The sequence below is a fragment of the Actinophytocola oryzae genome, from assembly GCF_004364325.1.
Lineage (GTDB): Bacteria > Actinomycetota > Actinomycetes > Mycobacteriales > Pseudonocardiaceae > Actinophytocola > Actinophytocola oryzae.
The window spans coordinates 225294-250406 of sequence record NZ_SOCP01000012.1 but is presented as its reverse complement, the minus strand read 5'-3'; the positions used below and the strand labels follow the sequence as shown (position 1 = coordinate 250406).

The 25113-nt window shown below is 68.6% G+C and carries 26 protein-coding genes and 3 tRNA genes; 4 read left to right on the top strand and 25 right to left on the bottom strand.

Annotation, left to right across the window (positions count from 1 at the left end; genetic code table 11):
* Positions 1 to 67 precede the first annotated feature (67 nt).
* The 13 genes from CLV71_RS30280 to rplJ all read right to left on the bottom strand — a co-directional run bounded on the left by CLV71_RS30280 (position 68) and on the right by rplJ (position 12916).
* Positions 68 to 1072: a nuclear transport factor 2 family protein gene (locus CLV71_RS30280; RefSeq protein ID WP_133906274.1), complete on the bottom strand. Its 1005-nt coding sequence runs from the start codon at positions 1070 to 1072 to the stop codon at positions 68 to 70.
* A 12-nt stretch (positions 1073 to 1084) separates the two neighbouring features.
* Entirely contained in the window at positions 1085 to 1675 is a 591-nt protein-coding gene (locus CLV71_RS30275; RefSeq protein WP_208297816.1) for a hypothetical protein, read from the bottom strand.
* A 6-nt stretch (positions 1676 to 1681) separates the two neighbouring features.
* Positions 1682 to 2944, bottom strand: coding sequence for an MCE family protein (locus CLV71_RS30270; RefSeq protein ID WP_133906273.1), 1263 nt, complete (start codon positions 2942 to 2944; stop codon positions 1682 to 1684).
* A complete protein-coding gene (locus CLV71_RS30265; protein ID WP_133906272.1) occupies positions 2944 to 4128 on the bottom strand; it encodes an MCE family protein in 1185 nt (394 codons plus the stop codon). Before CLV71_RS30265 ends, CLV71_RS30270 begins: the two co-directional genes overlap by 1 nt.
* Positions 4128 to 5303: an MCE family protein gene (locus tag CLV71_RS30260; protein WP_133906271.1), complete on the bottom strand. Its 1176-nt coding sequence runs from the start codon at positions 5301 to 5303 to the stop codon at positions 4128 to 4130. The genes CLV71_RS30265 and CLV71_RS30260 overlap by 1 nt, the downstream gene beginning before the upstream one ends.
* A complete protein-coding gene (locus CLV71_RS30255) occupies positions 5300 to 6292 on the bottom strand; it encodes an MCE family protein (protein ID WP_133906270.1) in 993 nt (330 codons plus the stop codon). Before CLV71_RS30255 ends, CLV71_RS30260 begins: the two co-directional genes overlap by 4 nt.
* Positions 6289 to 7323 carry an MCE family protein gene (locus CLV71_RS30250; protein ID WP_133906269.1) on the bottom strand — a complete coding sequence of 345 codons (1035 nt, stop codon included), beginning with the start codon at positions 7321 to 7323 and terminating at the stop codon, positions 6289 to 6291. Before CLV71_RS30250 ends, CLV71_RS30255 begins: the two co-directional genes overlap by 4 nt.
* A gap of 103 nt (positions 7324 to 7426) precedes the next feature.
* Positions 7427 to 8779, bottom strand: coding sequence for an MCE family protein (locus tag CLV71_RS30245; RefSeq protein ID WP_133906268.1), 1353 nt, complete (start codon positions 8777 to 8779; stop codon positions 7427 to 7429).
* Entirely contained in the window at positions 8776 to 9612 is an 837-nt protein-coding gene (locus CLV71_RS30240; RefSeq protein ID WP_133906267.1) for an MlaE family ABC transporter permease, read from the bottom strand. Before CLV71_RS30240 ends, CLV71_RS30245 begins: the two co-directional genes overlap by 4 nt.
* Before the next feature lies 1 nt (position 9613).
* Positions 9614 to 10411 (bottom strand): MlaE family ABC transporter permease, encoded by a 798-nt coding sequence (locus tag CLV71_RS30235; protein ID WP_133906266.1) that lies wholly within the window; start codon positions 10409 to 10411, stop codon positions 9614 to 9616.
* Positions 10412 to 10607: 196 nt separating this feature from the next.
* Positions 10608 to 11747 (bottom strand): ABC transporter ATP-binding protein, encoded by a 1140-nt coding sequence (locus CLV71_RS30230; RefSeq protein WP_133906265.1) that lies wholly within the window; start codon positions 11745 to 11747, stop codon positions 10608 to 10610.
* A 212-nt stretch (positions 11748 to 11959) separates the two neighbouring features.
* Positions 11960 to 12346 carry a 50S ribosomal protein L7/L12 gene (rplL, locus tag CLV71_RS30225; RefSeq protein ID WP_133906264.1) on the bottom strand — a complete coding sequence of 129 codons (387 nt, stop codon included), beginning with the start codon at positions 12344 to 12346 and terminating at the stop codon, positions 11960 to 11962.
* Positions 12347 to 12373: 27 nt separating this feature from the next.
* The gene (rplJ, locus tag CLV71_RS30220; protein WP_133906263.1) at positions 12374 to 12916 is read right to left on the bottom strand and encodes a 50S ribosomal protein L10; all 543 of its coding nucleotides are present in this window, start codon (positions 12914 to 12916) and stop codon (positions 12374 to 12376) included.
* 242 nt (positions 12917 to 13158) lie between these two features.
* On the opposite strand from rplJ, the gene CLV71_RS30215 reads away from it, so the two are divergent.
* The gene (locus CLV71_RS30215; RefSeq protein ID WP_133906262.1) at positions 13159 to 14034 is read left to right on the top strand and encodes a hypothetical protein; all 876 of its coding nucleotides are present in this window, start codon (positions 13159 to 13161) and stop codon (positions 14032 to 14034) included.
* Between the two features lie 109 nt (positions 14035 to 14143).
* Positions 14144 to 15058, top strand: coding sequence for a S1 family peptidase (locus CLV71_RS30210; protein ID WP_208297815.1), 915 nt, complete (start codon positions 14144 to 14146; stop codon positions 15056 to 15058).
* Positions 15059 to 15126: 68 nt separating this feature from the next.
* On the opposite strand, the gene rplA is transcribed toward CLV71_RS30210, so the two are convergent.
* The 6 genes from rplA to CLV71_RS30180 form a co-directional block, all read right to left on the bottom strand.
* A complete protein-coding gene (rplA, locus tag CLV71_RS30205) occupies positions 15127 to 15843 on the bottom strand; it encodes a 50S ribosomal protein L1 (protein ID WP_133906261.1) in 717 nt (238 codons plus the stop codon).
* A gap of 68 nt (positions 15844 to 15911) precedes the next feature.
* Complete coding sequence (gene rplK, locus CLV71_RS30200) at positions 15912 to 16343, bottom strand: 50S ribosomal protein L11 (RefSeq protein ID WP_133906260.1); 432 nt, start codon at positions 16341 to 16343, stop codon at positions 15912 to 15914.
* Positions 16344 to 16380: 37 nt separating this feature from the next.
* On the bottom strand, positions 16381 to 17241 hold the full coding sequence (gene nusG / locus CLV71_RS30195; RefSeq protein ID WP_133906259.1) for a transcription termination/antitermination protein NusG: 861 nt from the start codon (positions 17239 to 17241) through the stop codon (positions 16381 to 16383).
* 71 nt (positions 17242 to 17312) lie between these two features.
* Entirely contained in the window at positions 17313 to 17801 is a 489-nt protein-coding gene (secE, locus tag CLV71_RS30190; protein WP_133906258.1) for a preprotein translocase subunit SecE, read from the bottom strand.
* Positions 17802 to 17860: 59 nt separating this feature from the next.
* Positions 17861 to 17933, bottom strand: a tRNA-Trp gene (locus CLV71_RS30185).
* Positions 17934 to 18077: 144 nt separating this feature from the next.
* Entirely contained in the window at positions 18078 to 18728 is a 651-nt protein-coding gene (locus CLV71_RS30180; RefSeq protein WP_133906257.1) for an ankyrin repeat domain-containing protein, read from the bottom strand.
* A 58-nt stretch (positions 18729 to 18786) separates the two neighbouring features.
* Between CLV71_RS30180 and CLV71_RS30175 the strand changes: the two genes are divergently transcribed.
* A complete protein-coding gene (locus CLV71_RS30175; RefSeq protein ID WP_133906256.1) occupies positions 18787 to 20007 on the top strand; it encodes a pyridoxal phosphate-dependent aminotransferase in 1221 nt (406 codons plus the stop codon).
* Positions 20008 to 20193: 186 nt separating this feature from the next.
* On the top strand, positions 20194 to 20952 hold the full coding sequence (locus tag CLV71_RS30170) for an IclR family transcriptional regulator (protein WP_133906255.1): 759 nt from the start codon (positions 20194 to 20196) through the stop codon (positions 20950 to 20952).
* On the opposite strand, the gene CLV71_RS30165 is transcribed toward CLV71_RS30170, so the two are convergent.
* From CLV71_RS30165 to CLV71_RS30140, 6 genes are all read right to left on the bottom strand, one after another.
* Positions 20949 to 21359 (bottom strand): MaoC family dehydratase, encoded by a 411-nt coding sequence (locus tag CLV71_RS30165; protein WP_133906254.1) that lies wholly within the window; start codon positions 21357 to 21359, stop codon positions 20949 to 20951. The two genes, CLV71_RS30170 and CLV71_RS30165, sit on opposite strands and share 4 nt — an antisense overlap.
* Positions 21356 to 21808: a MaoC family dehydratase N-terminal domain-containing protein gene (locus CLV71_RS30160; protein WP_133906253.1), complete on the bottom strand. Its 453-nt coding sequence runs from the start codon at positions 21806 to 21808 to the stop codon at positions 21356 to 21358. The genes CLV71_RS30165 and CLV71_RS30160 overlap by 4 nt, the downstream gene beginning before the upstream one ends.
* 2 nt (positions 21809 to 21810) lie before the next feature.
* On the bottom strand, positions 21811 to 21978 hold the full coding sequence (rpmG, locus tag CLV71_RS30155) for a 50S ribosomal protein L33 (protein WP_133906252.1): 168 nt from the start codon (positions 21976 to 21978) through the stop codon (positions 21811 to 21813).
* Between the two features lie 163 nt (positions 21979 to 22141).
* Positions 22142 to 22214 (bottom strand) — tRNA-Met (locus tag CLV71_RS30150).
* Positions 22215 to 22267: 53 nt separating this feature from the next.
* A tRNA-Thr gene (locus tag CLV71_RS30145) sits at positions 22268 to 22340 on the bottom strand.
* 78 nt (positions 22341 to 22418) lie between these two features.
* Positions 22419 to 25058: a putative bifunctional diguanylate cyclase/phosphodiesterase gene (locus CLV71_RS30140; RefSeq protein ID WP_424923921.1), complete on the bottom strand. Its 2640-nt coding sequence runs from the start codon at positions 25056 to 25058 to the stop codon at positions 22419 to 22421.
* Positions 25059 to 25113 lie beyond the last annotated feature (55 nt).

Below are 25113 nucleotides of genomic sequence, written 5' to 3'. Positions count from 1 at the left end.
CACCCCCTGTTACCAAGTGTGCCCCGAGTGTAGGCACGCTAACAGGTGGTGACAGCCACGGAACGACTCAGCAGGTCGGCGCTGGCTTGCCGTTGAACAACGGCTGGCCGAACATGTCGAACTCGGTGATCTTCCAGTGGCCGCCGTCGCGTTTGGCCTGTACTGCGAACTGGCCGCCGACCGCGACGGTCTTGTTCACGTCGACCCTCGTGGAGAGTTGGTCGATGTAGACGAGGGCCTCTGCCCGGTCGCCGTCGATGCGGACCACCGCCAGCTCGCGGACCGTGGTGTCCAGGACGATCTTCTGCTGCGGCGCGTACTGCTTGACCTCCCCGAACAGGAGGTTGTACTCACACAGCGCCTTGCCGGTCAGGTTCTCCTTGACGGCCTTCTCCGTCGAGCCGAGGTCGGTGTAGTTGTAGCTGAACGTCTGCTTGATGGCGTTCGTCAGCTGACCCTTCACCTGGCTGGTGGTCGCGCTGTCCGTGAGTGCCGTGTTCGAGTCGTCGCTGGCCAGAGCGTCGGCCTTCCCTCGGAAGAACACCGCCAGGCCTGCCAGGACCACCGCGACCACGACCAGGATGATCGCCACCGAAATCTGGGTCTGGGCGGGCGTGCGGGTCGGGCGCTGCGGCGGGCGCGGGCGGCGGGGCTCCGTGTCGGTCTCGGCCGCCGACAGGTCGTCGGGGCGAACGCTGCCGGTGGACCGGCGTTTGCCTGCCGGGCGGACCGCGACCTTCGCCACCTGTGCGGTCTTCCTGCGTGGCTCGGGGCTCGGGGCGAGTTCGGGCTCGTCGACGACCGCGGGGGGCTCGTTCGTCTCCGGGTCGATCTCGCGGTCGTCCTCGGCCCGCGGCTCGTCGTCGGTGATCCTCGGCAGGACGGTCGTCTCGGCGTCGTCTTCGGGCCTGGACGGCGGGGTGCCGCGCAGTCCACTCAGGACACCAGTGACCCGGTCCTCCGAGAACTCGTCCACGTCGGACGGGCGGTTGCGCATCCCCGCGACCTTGGGGCGGCGGATCGGCGGTGCCTGGCCCTGGCTGGGGGCCGGGCGGCGGCGGTGCGGTGGCACGTCAGTCCTCCCTCACTGGCCCGGCTGCAGATACGGGACCTGCCCGATCTCGTACAGCTTCCAGCCGTCGGCGGTGCGCTGGAGCTTGCCTGCCAGACGCATGTACTTGTCGGCGGGCTGCTGGCCCTTCACGGCCACGTTCACCTTCAACGCGACCAGCACCGACGCCTGGCCCGCCCGGTCGTCGAGCTCCGAGACGGCCGAGGACAGCACGGTCGCCTTCGTCACCGACTGGGCGGCGACGATGGCGTCGCGGCTGTCCTTCTTGCCCTTCACGACCTCGTTGTGCAGGTCGCCGGTGGTGGCGGACTCCCAGTCCTTCAGCCCCTGGTCGACGCTGCGGTAGTCCAGCGTGTTCATCGTGACGATCGCGGCCTGGCCGACGCGGTTGACCTCGTCGCGGGTGCGCGAGAACGACAGCGAGTCGTCGTTCGACGCGTTGAACCACGACACGCCGTACCAGCCGGCCACCGCGGCCGCGGCGACGAGCAGCGCGACCGCGACCGTCATGAACAGCTGCGGCCCCTTCGGCCTGCCCGAACCGACGCGGGCGTCGGCGTCCTTCACGTCCTCGTCGCCGGACGAGGTCTTCGAGTCAGACAACGTGCATCACCCCGGTAGTCCGAGAAGTGTGGCGAGGCTGAGTGGGTCGCCACCCGGCTGGCTCACCGACCCCGGCAGGACGGCGAGTGGGTTCCTTGCGGCGTCCGAGCCGCCACCCGGCGGCGTGGCCGGCTGGTCCTGCGCGACCGGCACCCCACCGAACGGCGCGTTCGCCGAGCCGCGGACGTTGACGGGACTGCCCGTCGGCTCGGCACAGTAAGTCTGCTCCGGCACCGGCTGGGGTGCTGCCCCGATGTCGGTGCCGTTGCGGCGCGGTGTCTGCTCGTACCCCTTGGTGCACGGCGGCGGGTTGAACAGGTTGAGCACCAGCCCGAGGTGGACCTGCCCGGGGTCGGCCCCCAGCAGCCCCTGCCCGGCCGCACTGAACAGCGGGTACGCCACGAACGCGTACTCGAGCCCGTCCTTGCGTGCTCGCAGGATGTCGGAGGTGGTGAGCAGGTTCGCGACCGTCACGCCGAGGCCCGGACCCGACTCGGCCAGGAGGTCGGTCACCTGCGAGGCCACCCTCGGCGCCTGGGTGATCAGGTTGCGCAGGTCCGGGTCGGAGGACTTCAGCTGGTCGGACAGCAGGTGCAGCGAGTTCGCGAACGACGTGATGTTGCCTGCCTGCGCGTTCTGCGTGTCGAGCACCGAGCCGCCGTCGTCGATCAGCGTGATCGTCTGCGGCAGGTGCTCGCGGGCCATGGTCGTGAAGTCGCGCGTCGAGTCGAGCAGGACCTGCAGGTCGTCGCCGGTGCCCGCGAAGGCCTCGTCCAGCTCGTCGACGACCGTGCGCAGCGAGTCGGTCGGCACGGAGCTGGCGAGGCTGTCCAGGTCGCGGATGACCGTGTCGGTGCCGACCGGCGTGACCGTCCGGTCCGCCGAGATCACCGACGCCCCGGACAGGTACGGGCCGTCGCCGTCACGCGGCCGCAGGTCGACGTACTGCTCGCCGACCGCGGACCGGTTGGCGACCACGGCGTCGAGGTCCTCCGGGATCCGCGGCGCGTCCGAGTCGATGTTCAGGTCGACCTGGATGCCGTCGTGGGTCAGGTGGATCTCCCCCACCCGACCGACGTTGAAGCCACGGTAGGTGACCTCGGCGTTGGTGAAGATGCCGCCGGACTCCTTCAGGTTCATCTTCACCGTGTAGCCGTCGGCGCCGAAGACCTTGCCGACGTCGGTGAACCGGAACGCCGCGTACACGATCGCGACGACCGCGATCACCGCGAACGCGATCAGCTGGATGCGGACCCGCCTGGTGAGCACTACTTCCCACCTCCCAGCAGGCCACCCAGCAAGCCGCCCAGTCCGCCGCTGTCGGCCGGCGGCTGCTGTTGCTGGCCGGACGAGGAACCGCCGATGATCGGGATCGGCAGCAGCGGGCTGTCCGCACCACCCGACTGGCCGCCCAGGATGTCACCGACGACCGGCACGTTCTGCAGCGGGTTGTTCCTGCTGCGGGACAGGTTGTCGACGATGTCCTGCAGGTTGAGGTCGATCTTGGCGTACAGGTTGAAGTAGTCGCCCTCGATGCCGTTCACGGCCTCGTCGCTGAACGGGATGGTCAGCAGCAGCTCGAGCGACTTCGGCAGGTCCGCGCCCGCCTCGCCCAGCTTCTGCAGCGCGGGGGTCAGCGCCTTCAGGTCGGCGACGATGTCCGCCTGGCTCGCGTTCACCGTGTCCACGGCGACGTCCGACAGCGAGTCCAGCGACTGGAGCATGGTCACGAGCTGCGACCGCTGGTCGTTGAGCACCTGGAGGCCGGGGCCTAGCGAGTCGATGGCACCTGCCAGCTCGTCCTTCTCACTGGCCAGGGTGCCCGCGAGCTGGTTGACGCCGTCGATGGCCCTGACGATGTCCGACTTGCTCTCGTCGAGCGTGCCGACCAGCGTGTCGAGGTTCGTGAGCGTGGCACGCAGGTCGGGCTCCTTGCCCTCGAGCGCGGCGTTGAGCTCCTTCGTGATGCTCTGCAGCTGCTCGACGCCACCACCGTTGAGCAGCATGGACAGCGCGCCGAGCACCTCCTCGATGTCGGTGTTGCGGTTGGTCCGCGCGAGCGGGATCACCGCGTCGTCCGCGAGCCTCCCGGTCGCCTCGCCCTGCGGTGGCGCGGACAGCTCGACGTACTTCTCACCGAGCAGGCTCGACTGGCGCAGCATGGCGAGCGCGTTGGCAGGCAGCTCGACGTCGCCGTTGACCCGCATGGTGACCTCGGCGGTCCAGCCGTCGGGTGCGAGCTGGATGTCCTCCACCCGGCCGACGGGCACCTCGTTGACCTTGACGCCCGACTGCGGCACGAGGTCCAGTACGTCCTTGAAGTGCGCCTTCACCGTGTAGGGGTGGTCGCCGAGATCCGCGCCGCCCGGCAGCGGGATGTCGTAGATGCCGGTGAACGAGCTGCACCCGGACAACGCGAGCACGGCGGCCAGCAGCGGGACCAGGCGCTTCATCAGTTGCCCCCCGCGATGGTGCCGGGGATGGGCAGCTGCGGTGCCGTGCCGTTCTGCAGCGCGGTGAGGATCTGCGCCGGCGTCGGCAGCGCCCCTTCGAGCAGTGGTTTGAGCTGGTCACAGGTGTCCGCAAGCGCTTGCGGCAGCTGGTCGGGAGTGATCTGGCGGACCAGGTTGCAGACTGTCACGATCGGCGGCTGGGCCAGCTCGTTGAGGTCGGCACGCGCGTCGAGGGTGCCGGACGAGCCGTTGTAGGCGTTGATGATGTTCGACAGGGCGACGGGCGCGATGTCGAGGGTCTCCGCCAGCGCCGCCCGCTGGTCGACCAGCACCTGGGTGATCGACGCGAGCTTGTCGACGTTGGTCTTGAGGTGCTCGCGGTTGTCGTTGATGAACTGCTGCACGAGGCCGAGCGCGATGCCGAGCTGCCGGACGGCCTCGCCGAGGTCGCCACGCTCGTCGGCGAGGAACTTGGTCGCGTCGGCGGCCTGCTCGGCGAACGCGTTGACCGAGTCGTCGTTCGCGGCCAGTGACGAGGTGAACTTCTGCAGGTTGTCGACGGTGGCGAACAGGTCGTCGTCGCTGCCGGAGAGCGTCTTCGCGGCCTGTGAGAGCTGGGTGATGGTCTCGTTGGTGATCGCGCCGTTGCCGGACAGGTTCTTCGCGAGCACGTTCAGCAGGTCGGCGAGCGCGCCGTCCTTGTTCACGCCGTTGGGGCCGAGGGTGACGCTCACCCGGTTGAGGCTCGCGTAGAGGTCGTCGACCTCCAGCGGCGTCGCGGTGCGCTCCTTCGGCAGGACCGTGCCCTCGCTCAGGGTGGCGCCGCTGGTGTAGACCGGGGTGAACTGCACGTACCGGTCGCTGACGAGTGACGGCGCGACGATCACGGCCTTGGCGACGGCCGGGATCGTCACCGTGCGGTCGACCAGCATGTCGACGCGGACCGTGTCGCCCTCCGGGGTGACCTTGTCGACGTGGCCGACCTTGACGCCCAGGATCCGCACGTCGTTGGACTCGTAGAGCCCGACGACGCCGGTGAACACGGCCGAGTACCGGCGCTGGTTGCCCTCGACGAGTGCCCACCACAGGAAGAACGCGATCAGCAGCCCGAGCACGACGGCGATGGCGACGCCACGGGCGAGGTCGCGGGACAGCCGGGAGGCGAAGCTGCTCATGACGTTGCCCCCAGACAGCCTTCCTGGTTGACCGGTCCGACGGCCGGTGGCAGCAGGCCGCAGATGTAGTTGTCGAACCAGCGGCCGTTGCCGACCGCGTTGTTGAACAGCCGCACGAACGGGGCCATGTTCTTGATGCCCTGGCTGAGCGCGTCCTGGTTGCGGGCCAGCATGCCGGTCAGCTGGTCGAGGCTCGTGAGCACGGGCCCGAGCTGCTTCTGGTTGTCCCCGACCAGGCCCTGCAGCTCCTTCGCGAGCGCCTGCGTGCCGTCCAGGAGCGTGCCGATGGCCTCGCGACGGTTGTTGATCTCCTCCAGCAGCAGGTTGCCGTCCTGCAGGAGCTTCACGACCTCGGCGTCGCGGTCGGCGAGCGTGTCGCTGATCTCGCGGGTGTTGGACAGGAGCGTGGCGAGCTGCTGGTCGCGGCTGGAGACCGTCTGCGACAGCTGCTGCAGGCCGGTCAGGGCGCCGCGCACGTCGTCGGAGGTGTCGCCGAAGGTCTCGCCGATCACCTGGAAGCTCTGCGCGAGCTGGGTCGTGTCGATGGCGTTCGTGGTCTCGGCGAGTCCTCGGAACGCCTCGAGCACGTCGTAGGGCGCCACTGTTCTGTTCCGTGGGATCGGCGTCGACGGGTCGAGCACGTCATGCCCGTCCGGGTCCAGCGACAGGTACTTCTGACCGAGCACGTTCTTGATCTTGATGGCGGCGGACGACTGGTCGCCCACCCACGCGTCCTTGACCTTGAACGTGACGACGACCCTGTCGCCGGACAGCTCCACGTCGGTCACCTTGCCGACCTTCACCCCGGCGATGCGGACCTCGTCGTCGTCGCCAAGCCCGGCCGCCTCGCTGAACTCCGCGGAGTAGCTCGTGCCGCCGCCGATGATCGGCAGGTCGTCGGAGAACATCGCGACCGTCAGGGCGAGCCCGATCACCACCAGACCGGCGATACCGATCGGCATCGGATTCCGTGAACGGAACGACCTCATCGGGTGCACCTCGCCGAGCTGGCCGACGTGATCGGGACGTCGATGGGCTGGGTGATTATCCCCGGGATGCCGATCGAGCCCTCCGCCGAGCAGAGGTAGAAGTTGAACCAGGAGCCGTAGCTCACGAGGCGGGTCAGCTTCGCGGTCTTCTCCGGCAGGAACTGGATGAAGTGCTCGACCACCGACTCGCTGTCGTTGAGGTTGTTGACCAGGCCGCCGAGTGCGGAGATGTCGTCCTTCAGCGGCTGGCGGGCCTGTTCGAGCAGGCCGGCGGTGGTGTCGGTGAGCCCGCCGAGCGCGTCGATGGCATCACCGATCGGTTCGCGGTCGGCGGCGAGGCCGGACACCAGCTGTTGGACCGTCACGATCAGGTCGGAGAGCTTCTCCCCACGCTGGTTGATCGTGCCGAGCGCGCTGTTGAGGTTGTTGATCACCTCGCCGATCACCTGGTCCCGGCCGGCGATCGCGCTGGTCAGCGAGGCCGTGTGGGACAGGAGCGACTCGACGGTGCCACCCTCGCCCTGCAGCACCTGGATGATCTCGTAGGACAGCTTGTTGACGTCGTCCGGCGACAACGCCCGGAACAGCGGCTTGAAGCCGTTGAACAGCTCGGTCAGGTCGAGCGCGGGCCGGGTGTGCTGCAGCGGGATGGTCTCTCCTGGCTCCAGCACGTCGTTGGGGTCGCCGCCGCTGCCCTGCGCCAGCGACACGTACCGCTGGCCGACCAGGTTGCGGAACTTGATCTGCGCGGTGACGTTCCTCGGCAGCTTGCGCCCGGCGGCGACGGAGAAGGTGACCTCGGCCTGCTTGCGGTCGACGATGCCGACGTCCTCGACCTCGCCGACACGCACCCCCGCGATGCGCACCTCGTCACCGGGCAGCAGCAGGGTCGCGTCGGTGAAGCGGGCCTTGTAGTCGGTGGTGTCGGACAGGTCGACGTTCGCGATGCTGATCGCCAGGAGCGCGGTCGCGGACACCGTGACCAGCGTGAAGATGATCAGCTTGACGAGCGGCGCGACGATCCCCCTCATGCCGGCACCTCGCCCGCTCCTCGGCAACGCGCTCGATGGTTGGCTCCGCTACCCCGGCACCCCCCACGGTCGAGGCGCCGGCCTGACCATCGATGATTCGCGCTCATTTGACCGTCACCTCCGCTCCCCTGAACATCGGCCCGAGCAGGTAGGTCGCCCAGCCGGGCACCTGCGAGGGCGCGATGCCCATCTGCGGCGCGATCAGCTGCGCGAGGAAGTCGTTCTCGGCCGGGGTGTTGGCGATGGAGTCCGCGCTGCTCATCGCCGCGTTCGGGGACGTGGTGAAGCCCGAGGCGTTCGCGGGCGGCGACACGCCGTCCTCCTGCGTCCGGTTGGCCGGGCCGTGGGAGGTGCCGTCCCGCAGCTCACCGTCCGGCGGCTGGTCGGGGAACGGTGTGCCCATCTGGGCGGGGTCGTAGCAGCGCGGGCCGCGGTGCTCGTTGAACTCCGGGGTGTCCTTGCCCGGCTCGTACGGGCCCTTGTCGACGACGACCTCGATCGTCGCGTGCAGCCCCGGCTGGTCGGTGCCCCCGCCGAACACCGGCTTCGCCGCGTCGACCAGCGACGCCATCTGCTTGAGGAAGCACGGGTAGGACGGCGAGTACTTCGCGAGGATCTCCAGGGTGTCCCGCGAGCTGTCCGCCAGGTTGATCAGGTTGTCGGAGTTGGCACGCAGGAAGGACTCCAGGTCGCGGCCGGCCGTGGTCAGGTCGGCGAACAACGCGCTCAGCTCGGCACGCTGCTCGTAGATCGTCCGGGAGGTGACCGTCAGGTCGTCGAGCGCGCCGACGAAGTCGGGGATGGCCTGTGAGTAGGTGTCGCTGACGTCGACGAGTGCCTGCAGGTCGTGGGTCAGCTGCGGCACGTGCGGGTTGATCTCGTCGACCAGCTGGCCGAGCTGGACCAGGGTGTCGCCGAGCTGCTTGCCCCGGCCGTCGAGCGCGGTCGAGATGGCGGTGAGCGTGGTCGACAGCTTCTGCGGCTGGACCGCCTGCAGGACCGGCAGGAGGTGGTCGAGTGCCGTCGACAGCTCCACGGCAGGCGCGGACGTGTCCTGCTTGATCAGGTCGCCGTCGGACAGCGTGCGCTGGGCGGGTGTCCTGGGGATCTGCAGCGCCACGTACCGGTCGCCGAAGAGCGTCTTCGGGATGAACCGCGCGGTGACGTTGTCCGGGATGAGGTCGACCTTGTCCGGGTCGAGCGCGAGGTCGAGCTCCGCGCCGTGTTCGGTCGGCGTGATCCTGGAGATGGAGCCGACGATCAGGCCACGCACCTTGACGTCACCGAGCGGCTGGAGCTGGTTGCCGAGCTTGTCGGTCGTCAGCTTCACGTTCACCACGGGCGTGAACGCCTTGTTGTAGAGGGCGATCGAGAGGCTGACGAGCCCGGCGATCACGACGATGAAGCCGATGCCGAGCAGGCGCCGGCGGACCGTGGCCCACGTTCCCGTCCTCATCCGCCGATCCTCACCGTCACGTTCGTGCCCCAGATGGCGAAGCCGATGAAGAAGTTCAGCAGCGCCGCGGTCACGATCGTGGTCCTGACCGAGCGGCCGACCGCCACGCCGACACCGGCAGGGCCGCCGGAGGCGCGGTAGCCGTAGTAGCAGTGCACCAGGATGATCACCACGGCGAAGATCAGCACCTTGCCGAAGGACCAGAACACGTCCTGCGGCGGTAGGAACAGGTTGAAGTAGTGGTCGTACGTGCCCGCCGACTGGCCGTAGAAGTAGACGACGATCATGCGTGACGCGAGATAGCTGGACAGCAGCCCGATGATGTAGAGCGGGATGACCGCGACGAACCCGGCGATGATCCGCGTGGTCACCAGGAACGGCAGGCTCGGCACACCCATGACCTCGAGTGCGTCGATCTCCTCGGAGATCCGCATGGCGCCGAGCTGTGCGGTGAAGCCCGCGCCGACCGTGGCGCTCAGTGCGAGGCCCGCGACGAGTGGCGCGACCTCGCGGGTGTTGATGTAGGCGGAGGCGAACCCGGAGAACGCGGCGGTGCCGATCTGGTCGAGGGCCGCGTAGCCCTGGAGGCCGACGACCGTGCCGGTGAAGACGGTCATGCCGACCATCACGCCGATGGTGCCGCCGATGACGGCGAGCGCGCCGGAGCCGAAGCTGACCTCGGCGAGGATGCGCAGCGTCTCGCGCAGGTAGCGGCGGAGGGTGCGGGGGATCCACCCGAGTGCGCGCAGGTAGAAGGAGAGCTGGTCGCCGAGGGTGTCCAGCCACTTGAGCGGGGCGTTCGCCACCCGCCGCGCGGTGTCGCCGACGGCCATCTCAGCTGCCCTTCTGCGGGACGATGGTCAGGTACACGGCGGTCAGGATGAAGTTGACGAAGAACAGCAGCAGGAACGTGATCACGACGGACTGGTTGACCGCGTCACCGACGCCCTTGGGGCCGCCCTTGGGGTTGAGCCCCCGGTAGGCGGCCACGACGCCTGCGATGAACCCGTAGATCACGGCCTTGATCTCGGAGATCCAGAGGTCGGGGAGCTGGGCGAGGGCTGAGAAGCTGGCGAGGTAGGCGCCGGGGGTGCCGCCCTGGAGGACGACGTTGAAGAAGTAGGACCCGAGCACACCGACGACCGACACGAGACCGTTGAGCAGAACCGCGATGACCATGGCGGCGAGCACGCGGGGGACGACGAGCCGCTGGATGGGGTTGACGCCGAGGACCTCCATGGCGTCGATCTCCTCGCGGATGGTCCGCGCGCCGAGGTCGGCACAGATCGCGGAGCCGCCGGCGCCGGCGACCATGAGCGCGGTTACGAGGGGGGCGGCCTGCTGGATGATCGCGAGAACGGCGGCAGCACCGGTAAAGGACTGGGCGCCGAGCTGGACGATCAGCGAGCCCAGCTCCAGGGCGACGACCGCGCCGAACGGGATCGCGACCAGTGCGGTCGGCAGGATCGTGACGCTGGCGATGAACCAGCACTGCTGGATGAACTCCCGGAGCTGGAACGGCCGCCGGAAGGTCTGGACGATGACGTCGAGCGCGAGCGCGAACAGCCGCCCGGTCTCGCGAAGTGCGCCGGCGCCGGGAAAGTTGACGGGCTGACTACGGGTGGCGGTCATAAGACGCCCACCAGCAATTTCGCCGCTGCTGAAACAGCGACCCCAGATGGTTGCGCAGGCAGCCCCCACCCTGTCCCGGGGGCACCCCGCCACGCCAGTCTACTCGATGGCACTGACAAAAACGCTGGTCGGAGCGGGCTGTGGACAACATTGGCCATCGGGGTCGAGCGAATGGGACACCCGTGCGCTGCCGGGGTCATGCGCCACCGCCGGGCGGGGCGTTGCGCCAGCTCGAGTTGGGCAGCTCCGCCACTTCGCCGTCGCCCAGGTCACCGGACGAGCTGCGCCACTCGCCGGAGTCTCTCGGGCGCGGGCTGGGCCGGAACTGGCTGGCACCCACGCCGTAGCGGGCCTTCTCGTCCTCGGTCAGCGACTCCTTGATGCCCTCCTGCGCCGCGGGCGGCAGTGTGTGCAGGATCGACATGACCCGGTCGAGGCGCCGACCGACGGCGGACCGCTCACCGAGTCCCGGCGTCGGCTGGATCTGCGGGACGACACCACTCACGTCGTCGGTGGAGCCATCGTGGTGACCCGCGTCCACGTGCGCCTGCTCGGCGGCCATCGTGGCCTCGTCCTTCTCCTCGGACATGCCGATCGGACCGAGCCGCGAGCCGTTCAGGAACTGCTTGACGACCGGTTCCTCGCTGGTCAGGAGCACCTCGCGCGGGCCGAACATCACCAGCTCGCGGCGGAACAGCATGCCGATGTTGTCCGGCACCGTCCGCGCGAGGTTGATGTTGTGGGACACGATCAGGATCGTGGCGTCGATCTGTGTGTTCAGGTCGATCAGCAGCTGGGAGATGTAGCTGGTGCGGACCGGGTCGAGGCCCGAGTCCGGCTCGTCGACCAAGATGATCTCGGGATCGAGCACGAGCGCGCGGGCCAGGCCGGCACGCTTGCGCATGCCGCCGGAGATCTCGCCGGGGAGCTTCTTCTCCGCGCCGTTGAGACCGGTCATGTCGAGCTTCTCGAGGACGATCTTGCGGATCTCGGCCTCGGACTTCTTCGTGTGCTCGCGCAGCGGGAAGGCGACGTTGTCGTACAGGTTCATCGACCCGAAGAGCGCGCCGTCCTGGAACAGGACTCCGAAGAGCTTCCGGATCTCGTAGAGCTTGTGCTCCGAACAGGTGACGATGTCGACGCCGTTGATCTCGCAGCTGCCGCGCTCCGGCTTCAGCAACCCGATGATCGACTTGAGGAACACGGACTTGCCGGTGCCCGACGGGCCGAGCATGACGCTGACCTCACCGGGTGGCAGCGTCAGCGTGACATCCCGCCAGATCGTCTGGCGCCCGAAGGACTTCGTCAGGCCCTCGACGACAACCTCGGCGCCCATCCGACCCTCCCGCTCCACTGCGGCACACCACCGACACGTGCCGTCGTACGTGCAACGAGCACATCCCACCTTGGTTACTGGTGAGTCAGCACCCGCATGGAGGGCGAAGGTACTCAGTTACTCACCGTGCGTGAACCCCGGGGTGCACCCGAACGAAGGAACGGGCCGGCACCCAAATGGGTACCGGCCCGTTTCGTCCTGTTAGGACGGAGTCACTTGAGGCTGACGGTCGCGCCCGCGCCTTCCAGCTTCTCCTTGGCGGCCTCGGCGGCCTCCTTGGTGATCTTCTCCAGGACGGCCTTGGGGGCGCTCTCGACGAGCTCCTTGGCCTCCTTCAGGCCGAGGCCGGAGACGACCTCGCGCACGACCTTGATGACCTGGATCTTCTTGTCACCAGCGGCCTCGAGGACGACGTCGAACTCGTCCTGCTCCTCGGCAGCCTCGGCGACGGCCGGGCCGGCACCCGGGGCGGCAACCGCGACCGGAGCGGCGGCGGTGACGTCGAAGGTGGTCTCGAACTCCTTCAGGAAACCTGAGAGCTCGAGAAGCGTCATCTCCTTGAACGCGTCGAGCAGCTCGTCGGTGCTGAGCTTCGCCATGACGGCATTTCCTTTCTAGAAGTGATTTCAGCTCTCGGCGGGAGCCGCTTGCTCGGCGGACGCCTTCTTCTCCTGCAGTGCTGCCGCCAGGCGAGCCATCTGCGAGGCCGGGGCGTTGAACAGCCCGGCGGCCTTGGAGAGGTTGCCCTTCATGGCGCCCGCCAGCTTGGCGAGCAGCACCTCGCGGGAGTCGAGGTCGGCGATCTTGTCGACCTCGTCGACCGTGAGCGGGCGGCCGTCCATGTAGCCGCCCTTGATGACCAGGCCCTTGTTGTCCTTGGCGAACTCGCGAAGTGCCTTCGCGGCGTCCACGGGCTCGCCCTCGACGAACGCGATCGCGGTCGGACCGACGAACAGGGCGTCCAGGCCCTGGATCTCGGCGTCTTCCGCGGCACGCTTGACGAGGGTGTTCTTAGCGACCTGGTAGGTGGTGCCCTTGCCGAGAGCGCGACGCAGGGACGTCAGCTGGGACACGGTCAGCCCGGTGTACTCGGTGACAACGGCTGCCGAGCTGCTGCGGAACCGGTCCGCGATCTCAGCGACGGCCTCGACCTTGCCTGCCTTCGCCATGGTCGCCTCCTCTCTGTGGCTGTAGCCACTGGCCCTTTCGGGGCCCGGAGACGACGAACGCCCCGGCGCAGAACGGCACGGGGCGTAGCTTGGTGCACGAGTGCACGGCCTCGTTCTCGCCTGCGCGGGCCGCCCGCGGTCGCGGGACCTTCGCCTGCCCGTGGGCAGGAACCAGCGGTCTTCGGTAGAACCACCGACAATCGTACGTTGCGGTTGTGAGACCCCCCGAACCGGGTGTACCCGTGAGCCGACACGGCATGATGGGGGCCGTGGCCACCAACGAGCACCCGGGTGAGGAACCCCCCGCGCTACCGCCTGGCCTGGTGCCGGGCCCGGGCCCCGCTCCCCCGCCCGCGCAACGGCCACCCAACGACATCACGCCGGAGCAGGTCCGCCAGTTCCAGGAGTTCCAACGCTTCCAGGAGCTGATGCGCAAGGCCGCCGACGAGGGCATGCCGCCCGGCAACCCGCCACCCGGCCTCCTCCAGCCGTGGGGTCAGCCCCCGCCGAAGGAGAGCCTGCCGAAACGCATGCTGAAGGCGGCCGTCAGCAAGATCATCACGGGCCTCGTCGTGCTCGCGGTTCTGGTAGTGGCGGGTTATTTCGCCGTCGACTACTTCCTCGGCGAGGACCACGACCAGCCGCCCGCGCACGAAACCGGCGGCGGCAAGGCGACCACGAACCTGATCTTCGAAACGTCGCCGAGAAACGCGGTGCAGAAGGTCTACGACGACATCGCGCAGGGCGACGCCAAGAGCGCGTGCAGCCGTTTCACCGACGACGGGCGCGCCCAGTTCACCGAGAACATGTCCGAGTACGGGAACACGTGCTCGCAGATCGTGATGACCATCCACAACGGAATCGCCGCGAAGCACATGAAGTCCGAGTACGCCAACCCGTGGATCCCCACTTCCGCGGTGCCTGCGACCGGCGACACGGTGTCGGTCAGCTCCTGTGCCCTGGAGGTCACCGGCGGCCCGCGACTGGGCCTGCTGACGCTGAGCAAGATCCCCAACTCCGAGGGCGCGGGCGGCGGAGACGCCCAGTGGATTGTCTCAGGCCACCAGGTAGAACCGGAGAACTGCGGCGGGTCCGCAAGCACTCCTCCGACCACCTGACGTTTCGTTTCGGCTGAGTCGATCACGGCTTCCGTGAACCGTTACCAAATCTTTCTCGTGTGTGGGTGGACACCAGTGCGCACCAATCCACTACCGAGGAGGTCGCGAATTGCGTGCCAAACACAAGCCGGCCACGCGGAAAGCCCTGTTCCTGGGAGCAGGCGGCGTAGCGCTCGTCGCACTCGTCGCGGTGCTGTTACCGCAGGCCAACGCGGAGGACGCCAGGAGCGCGCCCTCCGGGGACCGTGATCTGGCGACGTTGAGAACGATGCGGCAGGACCACATCCCCGGCACGGCGTGGGCCACGGACCCCACCACCGGGAAGATGGTCGTCACCGCCGACTCGACCGTCACCGGGAACACCTGGGACAACCTCGAGTCCACCGTGAACGCGGTCGGGGACGACGTCGCCACGCTCAAGCGGACCAAGGGCAAGTTCGAGCTGCGTGCCGAGGGCGGTGACGCGATCTTCGCGGAAGGCGCGCGGTGTTCCCTCGGCTTCAACGTCGCCACGGCGGACGGCAACCCCGCCTTCCTGACCGCAGGCCACTGCGGCGTCGCCTTCGACCAGTGGTCCGACGAGCAGAACGGTGGCCCCATCGCCACCGTCCAGGAGGCGCTCTTCCCCGGTGATGGTGACTTCGCCCTGGTGACCTACGACGACGAGACCACGAACGCCCCGAGCGTCGTGGACCTCGGCAACGGCCAGCAGTTCCAGATCAACCAGGCCGCCGACGCGCAGGTCGGCCAGCAGGTCTTCCGCATGGGCAGCACCACCGGCCTGTTCGACGGTGACGTCGTCGCGCTGGACGCCACGGTGAACTACCCGGAGGGCACGGTCACCGGTCTGATCCAGACGACCGTGTGCGCGGAGCCCGGCGACAGCGGTGGCCCCCTGTTCACCGACGACGGCAGCGCCATCGGCCTGACCTCCGGCGGCTCGGGTGACTGCACCGACGGTGGCGTGACGTTCTTCCAGCCCGTCACGACCGCACTGGAGGCGGTGGGCGCAGAGATCGGCTAGCCGGAACGACGAGAGCGGGCCCCCTTCGCCGAACGAAGGGGGCCCGCTCTCGTCGTGTCAGAAGGGGATCAGACCGGCTCGTCCTGCAGCAGGTTGCGGGTGCGAGCGGGGTCGACCGGGATGCCCGGGCCCATGGTCGTCGAGAAGGTGACCTTCTTCAGGTACCGGCCCTTGGCGGCCGACGGCTTCGCACGCAGGACCTCGTCGAGGGCCGCGGCGTAGTTCTCCACCAGCTTGTCCTGGTCGAAGGACGCCTTGCCGATCACCAGGTGCAGGTTGGCCTGCTTGTCGACCCGAAAGTTGATCTTGCCACCTTTGATCTCGGTGATGGCCTTGGTCACGTCCGGGGTGACGGTGCCGGTCTTCGGGTTCGGCATGAGGCCGCGCGGGCCGAGGATGCGGGCGATGCGACCGACCTTGGCCATCTGGTCGGGGGTCGCGATCGCGGCGTCGAAGTCGAGCCAGCCACCCTGGATACGCTCGATCAGGTCCTCGGCGCCCACCTCGTCCGCACCGGCGGAGACGGCCTCGTTGGCCTTGTCACCGGTCGCGAACACGATCACGCGTGCGGTCTTGCCGGTGCCGTGCGGCAGGTTGACCGTGCCGCGCACCATCTGGTCGGCCTTGCGGGGGTCCACGCCGAGACGGATGGCGACCTCGACGGTCGCGTCCATCTTGACCCTGGACGTCTCCTTCGCGAGCTTCGCGGCCTCGAGCGGCGAGTACAGCCGCTCACGGTCGATCAGTTCTGCGGCCTGACGGTAGGCCTTACTGCGCTGTGCCATAACACTTCCTTACGAAACGAAGCCAGTGGTTGGTGAGCCAGCGCCTGGCTCTCCCACGAGTTCAGTGACTATTCGACCGTGATGCCCATGGAGCGAGCCGTGCCGGCGATGATCTTGGCTGCCTGGTCGACGTCGTTGGCGTTGAGGTCCGACTTCTTGGTCTCGGCGATCTCACGCACCTGGTCCCAGGTCACCTTGCCGACCTTGGTGCGGTGCGGCTCGCCCGAGCCCTTGTCGACGCCCGCGGCCTTGAGCAGCAGCTTCGCGGCAGGCGGGGTCTTGAGCTTGAAGTCGAACGAACGGTCCTCGTAGACCGAGATCTCCACAGGCACCACGGTGCCGCGCTGCGACTCGGTCGCGGCGTTGTACTGCTTGCAGAAATCCATGATGTTGACGCCGTGCTGACCGAGGGCGGGACCCACGGGCGGCGCCGGGTTGGCCTGGCCGGCCGTGATCTGCAGCTTGATGATCGCGGCCAGCTTCTTCTTCTTGGGTGGCATTTCTTTCCCTGACTAGTGAATTCGGCGGCGATCAGGCTCAGATCTTCGAGACCTGGCTGAACGACAGCTCGACCGGAGTCTCGCGGCCGAAGATCGACACGAGGACCTTGAGCTTCTGCCCGTCCGCGTTGACCTCGCTGATCGTCGCGGGCAGGGTGGCGAACGGACCGTCCATGACGGTGACCGACTCGCCGACCTCGAAGTCGACCTCGACGACCGGACCCTTGGCCGGCGTCGCCGTCGTGCCCTTGCCGGCTGCCGCCGGTTTGGCCTCCTCCACCTGCGGAAGGAGGAACTTGAGGACCTCGTCGATGGTGAGCGGCGACGGCTTGGACGTCGCGCCGACGAACCCGGTGACGCCCGGGGTGTTGCGCACCGCGGACCACGACGGGTCGTTCAGCTCCATCCGCACGAGGATGTAGCCGGGCAGCACCTTGCGCTGCACCTGCTTGCGCTGGCCGTTCTTGATCTCGGTGACCTCTTCGGTCGGCACCTCGACCTGGAAGATGTAGTCCTCCATGTCGAGGGTCCCGATGCGGGTCTCGAGGTTGGTCTTGACCTTGTTCTCGTAGCCCGCGTAGGAGTGCACGACGTACCAGGCGCCCGGCGCGCGACGCAGCGCGTCACGCATCTCGGCGGCGGGGTCGACCTCTTCCTCGACCGCGTCCTCGGCCACGTCGTCCGCATCGGCGTCGTCGTCAGTGTCCGTGTCGTCGACGTCGTCCGCATCGGCGTCGGCGAGGTCGTCGACGTCGTCGTCATCCTCGGCGGCGGCCTCGACCTCTGGGTCGACGGCCAGCGCGGCCTCGGCGGCCGCGACCTCCTCGGTGCGCACGTCGCCGTCCTCGGACAGGCCGGTCAGCTCGTCGCTGTCGGCCACACCGTTGTCGGAGCTCACTGTTCGGTCCCGCTTCCTTTCATCGATCGCGTACTCCGCCCACCCTGCCGGCGCGCCCGCGTGGGCGCGGCTCAGCCGAACAGTGCCAGCACGCCCTTGGCGAGCCCGAAGTCGATTCCCGCGATCAGCGCCACCATGAAGGCCACGAAGACCAGCACGACGGCCGTATACGTAATCATCTGCTTGCGCGTCGGCCAGATGACCTTGCGCAGCTCCGCGACCACTTCCTTCAGGAAGCGGAAGATCCTCGCGAAGAAGCCGGGGCCCGACTCCTTGCGGTCGCGCGTCGGCGTCGGCCTGCCCTTCTTGTGCTCGCCCTTGGTGGCGGCAGTCTTGGCATCCGACTTCGCGTCGACCTTGGCCTTGGCCTTCGGCTTCACCTTCTCGTCCGCGGTGCTCTTCGCACCCGTCCGCGCCGGCTTGGCGGCCTCGTCCGTCGAGGCCTCCTTCCGCGCCGCGGGGCGAGCGGAAGCACGGCGCTCACGCCGCGCAGCGGCGGTGACCGGACGAGAGGGGCGTTCCTGTCCCTTGCTCTCTTCCTTGTCCCGGTCGTCGACCACGCCAGTTCCTCCGCTCGAAGATCATCACGGACCCGGTGTTCACCGGCTTGCGCCTGACGCAGGGGTGACAGGACTTGAACCTGCAACCTGCGGTTTTGGAGACCGCTGCTCTGCCAGTTGAGCTACACCCCTTCGCGCCACCGATCACTCGGCAACCCGATTATTGGACGCATTCGACCTGCCCCGTGTCGCACGCGGAGCGGGATCGGCAACTTCCAAGTTCAAGAGTGTACGGCAAGGACGAAACCCGCCCGCAACCGCGCCGGTCAAACCGGCTCAGACGAACCCCTGCTCGGTCAGCACGCACCCGTCGCGGGTGATCAGGTGCCGCTGGCCGGAGCCCCCGACCACTCGGCTCCAGCTCTCGACCGCGAGCTCCTCACCTCGCAGGACGATGTGGAAGCCGCCGTACATTCCCGGCACGGCGAACCACAGGCCGGGGTCGCCGAGCTCGGTCAGCACGACAGGCTCCGGCAGGCGCAGCTCCTGCTCGTCCACCAGCTCCGCCGCGCGCTCGCGGACCAGCCCGTGGAGGTGGCGCCGGAGCGCGGTCAGGGTGTCGGTCGACACCGGGTTGCGGACCACCGGCACGAGTGGCCCGTCGAGGTGTGCGCGGCCGCCACGCAGTGCGATGTCCAGCGGCCGGTCGCCCCGCGCGTCACGCAGCGTCAGCCACGGGCCGTAGGTGAGCAGCCTGCGCACGGTCGGCAGGTCGACGCCGTGCCAGGCCGCCTGGTGCACCGGCGTGTACCAGCTGGTTCCACCCGGCCGCCAGGCGTTGACCAGCGACGGGTCCTCGTCGAGACGGGCGAACACCTCGTCCCACCTGCCGTCGCGGGCGGCGTCCGCCAACGCGTCCCTGTTCGCGAGCACGTGTTCCTTGTAGGTGTCACGGCGTGTCACACCGTCCCACTCCGCCGTAGCCACGGGTTCGACGTTAACGGCCAGTCGCTATCACGTTTGCCGAATCTGCGACGATGCCAGCATGAGCGAGACCACCGTCACCCCTCGCCGGATCTCCGCACGAATCGGCGGCATCGCCGAGTCCGCCACGCTGGCGGTGGACGCGAAGGCGAAGGCGCTGAAGGCTGCGGGCCGCCCCGTCATCGGCTTCGGCGCGGGTGAGCCCGACTTCCCCACCCCACCCGAGATCGTCGAGGCCGCCGCGGCGGCGACCCACGACGCGAAGAACCACCGGTACACCCCGGCCGGCGGCCTGCCCGAGCTGCGCGAGGCCATCGCGGCCAAGACGCTGCGTGACTCCGGCTACGAGGTCGCGGCAAGCCAGGTGCTGGTCACCAACGGCGGCAAGCAGGCCGTCTACCAGGCGTTCGCCACCCTGATCGACCCGGGCGACGAGGTGCTCCTGCCCGCGCCGTACTGGACCACCTACCCCGAGTCCATCGGCCTCGCGGGCGGCGTCACCGTGCCCGTGGTGGCCGACGAGACGACCGGGTACCTGGCCACGGTCGAACAGCTCGAGGCCGCCCGCACGCCGAGGACCAAGGCGCTGCTGTTCTGTTCGCCGTCCAACCCGACCGGCGCGGTGTACCCGCGTGAGCAGGTCGAGGCCATCGGCCGCTGGGCCGTCGAGCACGGCATCTGGGTGATCACCGACGAGATCTACGAGCACCTGACCTACGACGGCGTCGAGTCCGTCTCCATGCCGGTCGTCGTGCCCGAGCTGGCCGACACCTGTGTGGTCATCAACGGTGTCGCCAAGACCTACGCCATGACGGGCTGGCGGGTCGGCTGGATGATCAGCCCCGCCGACGTCACGAAGGCCGCCGCCAACCTGCAGTCGCACCTGACGTCGAACGTCGCGAACGTGTCGCAGCGGGCCGCCCTGGCCGCCGTGTCCGGTTCGCTGGACGCCGCGCACGGGATGCGCACCGCGTTCGACCGCCGCAGGCAGACCATCGTGAAGATGCTCTCGGAGATCCCCGGCGTCACCTGCCCGACACCCCAGGGCGCGTTCTACGTGTACCCGTCGGTCAAGGACCTGCTCGGCAAGGAGATCCGCGGCGTGCGTGCGGCCACGAGCGTCGACCTCGCCGCTCTCGTGCTCGAGCACGCCGAGGTCGCGGTCGTGCCCGGCGAGGCGTTCGGCACGCCCGGCTACTTCCGGCTTTCGTACGCGCTGGGTGACGACGACCTCGTCACCGGGGTCACCCGGATGGGTGCCCTGCTGTCGGAAGCGAAGTAAAGCCCTGCCTGAATGACGCCTTCCGCGGATCCGAGAGCCCGGAAGGCGCCATTCAGGTTCCTCCGGCAGGGTCAGGGCCGGAAGAGCCATCGCGGGGGTTGCTCCGAGGCTGACAGCGCGCGGGTCCCGGTAGAAAGTCGTAAAATTTCAGATAGTGACAAAGCCGCGCTCGCGGGACGGTGACGCATGCGCGACAGTGCGCCCCAGCCAACGGACCTGATCCAGTCCGTCTCCCGGGCCTTCCGCATTCTGGAGGAGGTCGGGCGCAGTCGCGCGCCCCTGACGGTCAAGGCCATCGCCCGTCGGTGCCAGCTCAACCTCTCGACCGCGTACCACCTCGTGCGCACCCTCGCCTACGAGGGCTACCTCGCACGCTCACCGGACGGCGGCTTCGTGCTCGGCCCGTCGGTCGCCCGCCGCTTCCACGACCTGATGGCGTCCTTCGACCAGCCGCCGCAGGTCCGTGAGGTGCTGCGCCACCTGTCGGCCATGACCCAGCGCACCGCCTACCTCGGCCGTTTCGTGTCGGGCCGGGTCGTCGTCGCGGACATGGTCGAAGGCCCGATGTCGCCGTACCTGGAGGACCTGGAGGTCGGCCTGGACGTGGCCGCCCACGCGACGGTCCTCGGCAAGGTCCTGCTGGCCGAGCTGCCGAAGGCCCAGCGTGCCGAGTACCTGACCGACCAGGGCATGCGCCGTTTCACCACGCGCACGGTGATCGACATAGAGGCCCTGGACCGGGAGCTGTCGTCCTTCGGCACCGGGCCGGTCATGGAGCACGGCCAGTACCGCGATGGCGTGTCCTGCGTGGGTGCCGTGGTCCGCCGCGACAGCCCCGAGTCGTCGTGGGCGATCGTGGCGTCGACCAGGGAGGACGAGGTGCCGCCCGAGGTGATCTGGCACACGGTCCGCGCGGCTGAGGACCTGGCCCCGGTGCCGTTCTAGCCCTTCGGCAGGCGGACGACCGCGGTCGCCTTGCCCAGTACCGCCTTGCCGTCGAACTTGGCGGTGATGTCGACGCGGGCGGTGCCGTCGTCGCGGACTTCCTTGACCTTGCCGGTCAGCTCGACCAGCGCGCCGTCGGCGTCGTTGGGAACCACGACCGGGCGGACGAACCGCGCGCCGTACTCGACGAACGCACCCGCGTCGCCGAGCCAGTTGGTGACGAGGCGTCCCGCGAGCGCCATGGTGAGCATTCCGTGCGCGATCACGTTCGGCAGCCCGACCTCGGTGGCGAGCTTCTCGTTCCAGTGAATGGGGTTGAAGTCGAGTGAGGCACCCGCGTAGCGGACCAGGTCCGCGCGGTGCAGCCGCACCTCGAGCGGGGGCAGCTCGTCGCCTGCGGCGGTCATGCTTCCTCCGCCCGGATCACGAGCTGGGACAACGCGGTGACGACACGGTCGCCCGCCTCGGTGTCGATCTCCGAGCGCAGCGTGAGGAAGTCGTTGCCCATGCGGGTGTCGATCTCGGCGATGTGCGTGGTCACGGTCAACCGGTCACCCGCGTACACCGGGCGCTCGTAGGCGAACTTCATGTCGCCGTGCACGAGGCGCTCGTAGTCGACGCCGAGCTTCTCGTCGTTGACGATGTCCTCCATGGCGTACCTGCCGAAGAGGATGGTGGCGAACGTCGGAGGCGCGACCACGTCCGGGTGGCCGGCCGCTTGCGCGGCCGCCACGTCGCGGTACATCGGGTGGTCGTCACCGATCGACTCGGCGAACTCCCGGATCTTGGCCCTGCCGACTTCGTAGACCTCCGAACGCGGGTACACGTGACCCACGTACGCGGGATCCAGCGGCACTGCTAGCGGGTTTCCTTGTGCGTCCGGTGCGTGCCACAGTTCGGGCAGAACTTCTTCATCTCCAAGCGGTCCGGGTCGTTACGCCGGTTCTTCTTGGTGATGTAGTTGCGGTGCTTGCACTCCTCACACGCAAGCGTGATCTTGGGGCGAACGTCACTGCTGCTAGCCACCTGAGGTCCCTCTTCTCCGAACTCAACGGCCCCGACCCATCGGCCCGCAGGGCTATGGGGGTCCGGGGGCTAGCCCCCGGCCGGGGTCTGGGGGCTGGGCCCCCAGTGTTATGCGAAGCGATCAAGGTCCGCGCACTCCGCGGACACATGTCGCCCGATCGCGTAGCGGTGGCCGGACTTGAACCGGCGACACAGCGATTATGAGCCGCTTGCTCTACCGACTGAGCTACACCGCCTTGACATGCCTGAACCGCGGTGCCCGGAACCGAACACCGCGGCCAGCTCACCGAGCCCCAATACGGAATCGAACCGTAGACCTTCTCCTTACCATGGAGACGCTCTACCGACTGAGCTATTGGGGCGGATCCAGAACTCGGAAGTTCCTTTGGAGCCGTGAGAAGACTACATGGTCCGTCCGTGCCGATGAAATCGGGTGCCTCCTAGGACAGCAGCGTCAGCACGGTCTCGTCCCGGATCCCTCTGGCCTGCGCGGTTCGCGCCTGGAGCCACGCCTCGAGCCGCTCCTCCGAGAGCGGCCGCGAGATCAGGTACCCCTGCGCGACGTCGCAGCCCATCGCGGCCAGTTGGTCGCGGGCCACGTCCTCCTCGACGCCCTCGGCGACGACCGTGAGCCCCAGCGAGTGCCCCAGCTCGACGATCGACCGCACCACGGCCAGGTCGCCGAGGTCCGAGCCCATGCCGAACACGAAGCTCTTGTCGATCTTCACCTCGTCCACGGGCAGCTGCCGCAGGTAGGCCAGCGACGAGTACCCGGTTCCGAAGTCGTCGACGGCCAGCACGACACCCAGGTTGGACAGGGCCCGCAACACCGGGAGCGCCCGCTGCGGGTCGGCCATCACGCCGGACTCGGTCAGCTCCAGCGTGAGCAGCTCCGGCGGCACGTCGTGGCGCTTGAGCACCGCGGAGACACTGTCCGGGAAGGAGAGGTTCGCGAGGCTGCGCACGGACAGGTTGACCGCGACACCGATCCGCAGCCCCCGGTCCATCCACTTGCGGACCTTGATCAACGACTGTTCGAGCACGAAGTCGGTGAGCGCGTCGACGAGCCCCGCCGCCTCGACGGCGGGCACGAACTCGTCGGGGTGCAGGTCGCCGAACTCCGGGTGCCGCCAGCGCACCAGCGCCTCGACGCCCAGGATCTCGCGGCTGGGCAGGGAGATCTTCGGCTGGTAGTGGATCTTGACCTGACCGGTCTCCATGGCCTGCCGGAACTGCGTGACCAGCTGGAAGCGCCGCAGGAACATCTGGCCCATGCTCGGCACGTACGCGCGGGCGGGCTCGCCGCTGGTCCGCGCCGCACGCAGGGCGACATCCGCGCGTTTGAGCAGCTCGTCGACGTCCATGGTGGCGGGCGCGACGTCCCTGGCGTTCGCGGACGTGGTCTCGGAGAAGAGCACGCCGTCGGCCATGGACGCCGAGGAGTAGCCGATCACGACACCAGCCTCGATGGACAGCCGGTCCACCGGGTAGGGCGTCGACAGGCTCACGATCAGCTGGTTGGCGACGAGCTGCGCCTGGTCGAAGTCCGAGTCGACGAGCAGCGCCGCGAACGCACCGCCCTCGAGCCGGGCGAGCGGGGTGTCGGCCCCGAGCGTGTCCCGCAGCCGCCTGCCCGCCGCGATGGTGATGCGGTCGCTCCAGGCGTAGCCGAGGGCGTCGCTGATGGCGGGCTGGACCTCGAGGTCGACGCGCAGCATGACGGAGCCGGGGTTGGTGCCGAGCAGCTCGGTCGCGACCTGCCGGAAGCCGGGCCGGTTGTAGAGGCCGGTCAGCGGGTCGTGGTAGGCGTCGTGGCGCAGGGTGGCGAGCAGGCGCCGGTTGTCGAGCGCCGTGGCGAGATGGCTGGCGGTGGTGCCGATCATCCGGATGTCGGCCTGGCCGAAGCCGCGCCAGCGGGAGAGCTTGTCGTGTGCCTCGACCACGCCGAGCAGATGGCTGGCGCTGCGCAGTGGCACGACGAGCGCCTCCTGGGCGTCCCGCTCGACGAGGGCGGTCCTGACCTCGGGTAACGCGTCGACGCGGCGGAAGTGCCGCACGTGCGAGCCGGGCAGGCGCAGCAGGGCGTCGGCCCTGGCGCCGGTGGCCTCGAGGTCGTACATGGCCTTGGCCATCTCGTCGCCAGCGACGACCGTGTGCATGGGCTGCTGCGGGTCGAACCTCAACCGCAGCACGACCCGGGCGGCGCCGAGCTGGTCCTTGATGCGCTGCGCGATCCCGAGCCAGTCCTCGGAGCTGACGGCCGCGGCGGTGTCGGCACCGGCGGCTGGCCGTGCGGCGGCACGACGGCCCGACCGCGCGACGATGAGGCTGACCTCGGACAGGGCCTCGAGGTCGCGCTGCTCACGCAACAGGCCGGAGTAGGCGAGGTAGAGCGCCCAGAGCCCGCCGAGCATGGCGAGGACGAGCGGCCACCCGTTGTCGACGTTGGTGGCGACCTCGTAGCCGACGACGCCGACGGAGGCGTTGACGAGCCCGAGGACGAGCGTGCGGGACACGAGCTTGGTGGCGGCACCCAACCGGATCCGCCGCCCGAGGACGAAGACGGCGACGAGAGCGAGCAGCGTGCTGGTGACAGGTGCCGACAGTGCCCCGGCGAACACCGCGAACCATCCCGGCCGCCCGGACAACGTGTCGGTCAGGAACGCGAACACGGTGAAGGCGACGGCGATCTCGAGCGTCTCCGCACCGGTGTTGTAGAGGACCCGGTCCTGGACCCGCCTGGCGAGCAGCGTCCCGACCCCGGCGACGAGGTGGGCGGCGAGCACGACGGGGAACGGCGCGACGAACAGACCGATGGCCAGCGGAATCTCGGTGAAGGAGATAGTCCACGACACGCCGCCGCGAACGTCGATATTGACGGACAGCTGTTCGACAATGAGGAAGCCGACAGCGAGGAGGAGCCCGGTCCAGATCAGCTCGGAGCCACCGTCGAAGGGCAGCCACCAGGTGACCCCCAACGCGGCAGCGACTCCGGCGACCAGCACGAGGACCGAAAAAACGCCGAACCGGCGGTTCAGCATTGGGTAGTCCTCTGGCGTGCGGTCAGTAGACGCCGGCATGGGATGGTCCGGCATGCAACCTCCTAGGCCGCCCCATTGGCGACAACTCCCCCGC

Coding starts and splice junctions, on each gene's coding strand:
- CLV71_RS30265 (WP_133906272.1), bottom strand. CDS start 4,128: ATGAAGCGCCTGGTCCCGCTGCTGGCCGCCGTGCTCGCGTTGTCCGGG.
- CLV71_RS30260 (WP_133906271.1), bottom strand. CDS start 5,303: ATGAGCAGCTTCGCCTCCCGGCTGTCCCGCGACCTCGCCCGTGGCGTC.
- CLV71_RS30255 (WP_133906270.1), bottom strand. CDS start 6,292: ATGAGGTCGTTCCGTTCACGGAATCCGATGCCGATCGGTATCGCCGGT.
- CLV71_RS30250 (WP_133906269.1), bottom strand. CDS start 7,323: ATGAGGGGGATCGTCGCGCCGCTCGTCAAGCTGATCATCTTCACGCTG.
- CLV71_RS30245 (WP_133906268.1), bottom strand. CDS start 8,779: ATGAGGACGGGAACGTGGGCCACGGTCCGCCGGCGCCTGCTCGGCATC.
- CLV71_RS30240 (WP_133906267.1), bottom strand. CDS start 9,612: ATGGCCGTCGGCGACACCGCGCGGCGGGTGGCGAACGCCCCGCTCAAG.
- CLV71_RS30235 (WP_133906266.1), bottom strand. CDS start 10,411: ATGACCGCCACCCGTAGTCAGCCCGTCAACTTTCCCGGCGCCGGCGCA.
- CLV71_RS30230 (WP_133906265.1), bottom strand. CDS start 11,747: ATGGGCGCCGAGGTTGTCGTCGAGGGCCTGACGAAGTCCTTCGGGCGC.
- rplL (WP_133906264.1), bottom strand. CDS start 12,346: ATGGCGAAGCTCAGCACCGACGAGCTGCTCGACGCGTTCAAGGAGATG.
- rplJ (WP_133906263.1), bottom strand. CDS start 12,916: ATGGCGAAGGCAGGCAAGGTCGAGGCCGTCGCTGAGATCGCGGACCGG.
- rplA (WP_133906261.1), bottom strand. CDS start 15,843: ATGGCACAGCGCAGTAAGGCCTACCGTCAGGCCGCAGAACTGATCGAC.
- rplK (WP_133906260.1), bottom strand. CDS start 16,343: ATGCCACCCAAGAAGAAGAAGCTGGCCGCGATCATCAAGCTGCAGATC.
- CLV71_RS30175 (WP_133906256.1), top strand. CDS start 18,787: ATGAGCGAGACCACCGTCACCCCTCGCCGGATCTCCGCACGAATCGGC.
- CLV71_RS30170 (WP_133906255.1), top strand. CDS start 20,194: ATGCGCGACAGTGCGCCCCAGCCAACGGACCTGATCCAGTCCGTCTCC.
- CLV71_RS30165 (WP_133906254.1), bottom strand. CDS start 21,359: ATGACCGCCGCAGGCGACGAGCTGCCCCCGCTCGAGGTGCGGCTGCAC.
- CLV71_RS30140 (WP_424923921.1), bottom strand. CDS start 25,058: ATGCCGGCGTCTACTGACCGCACGCCAGAGGACTACCCAATGCTGAAC.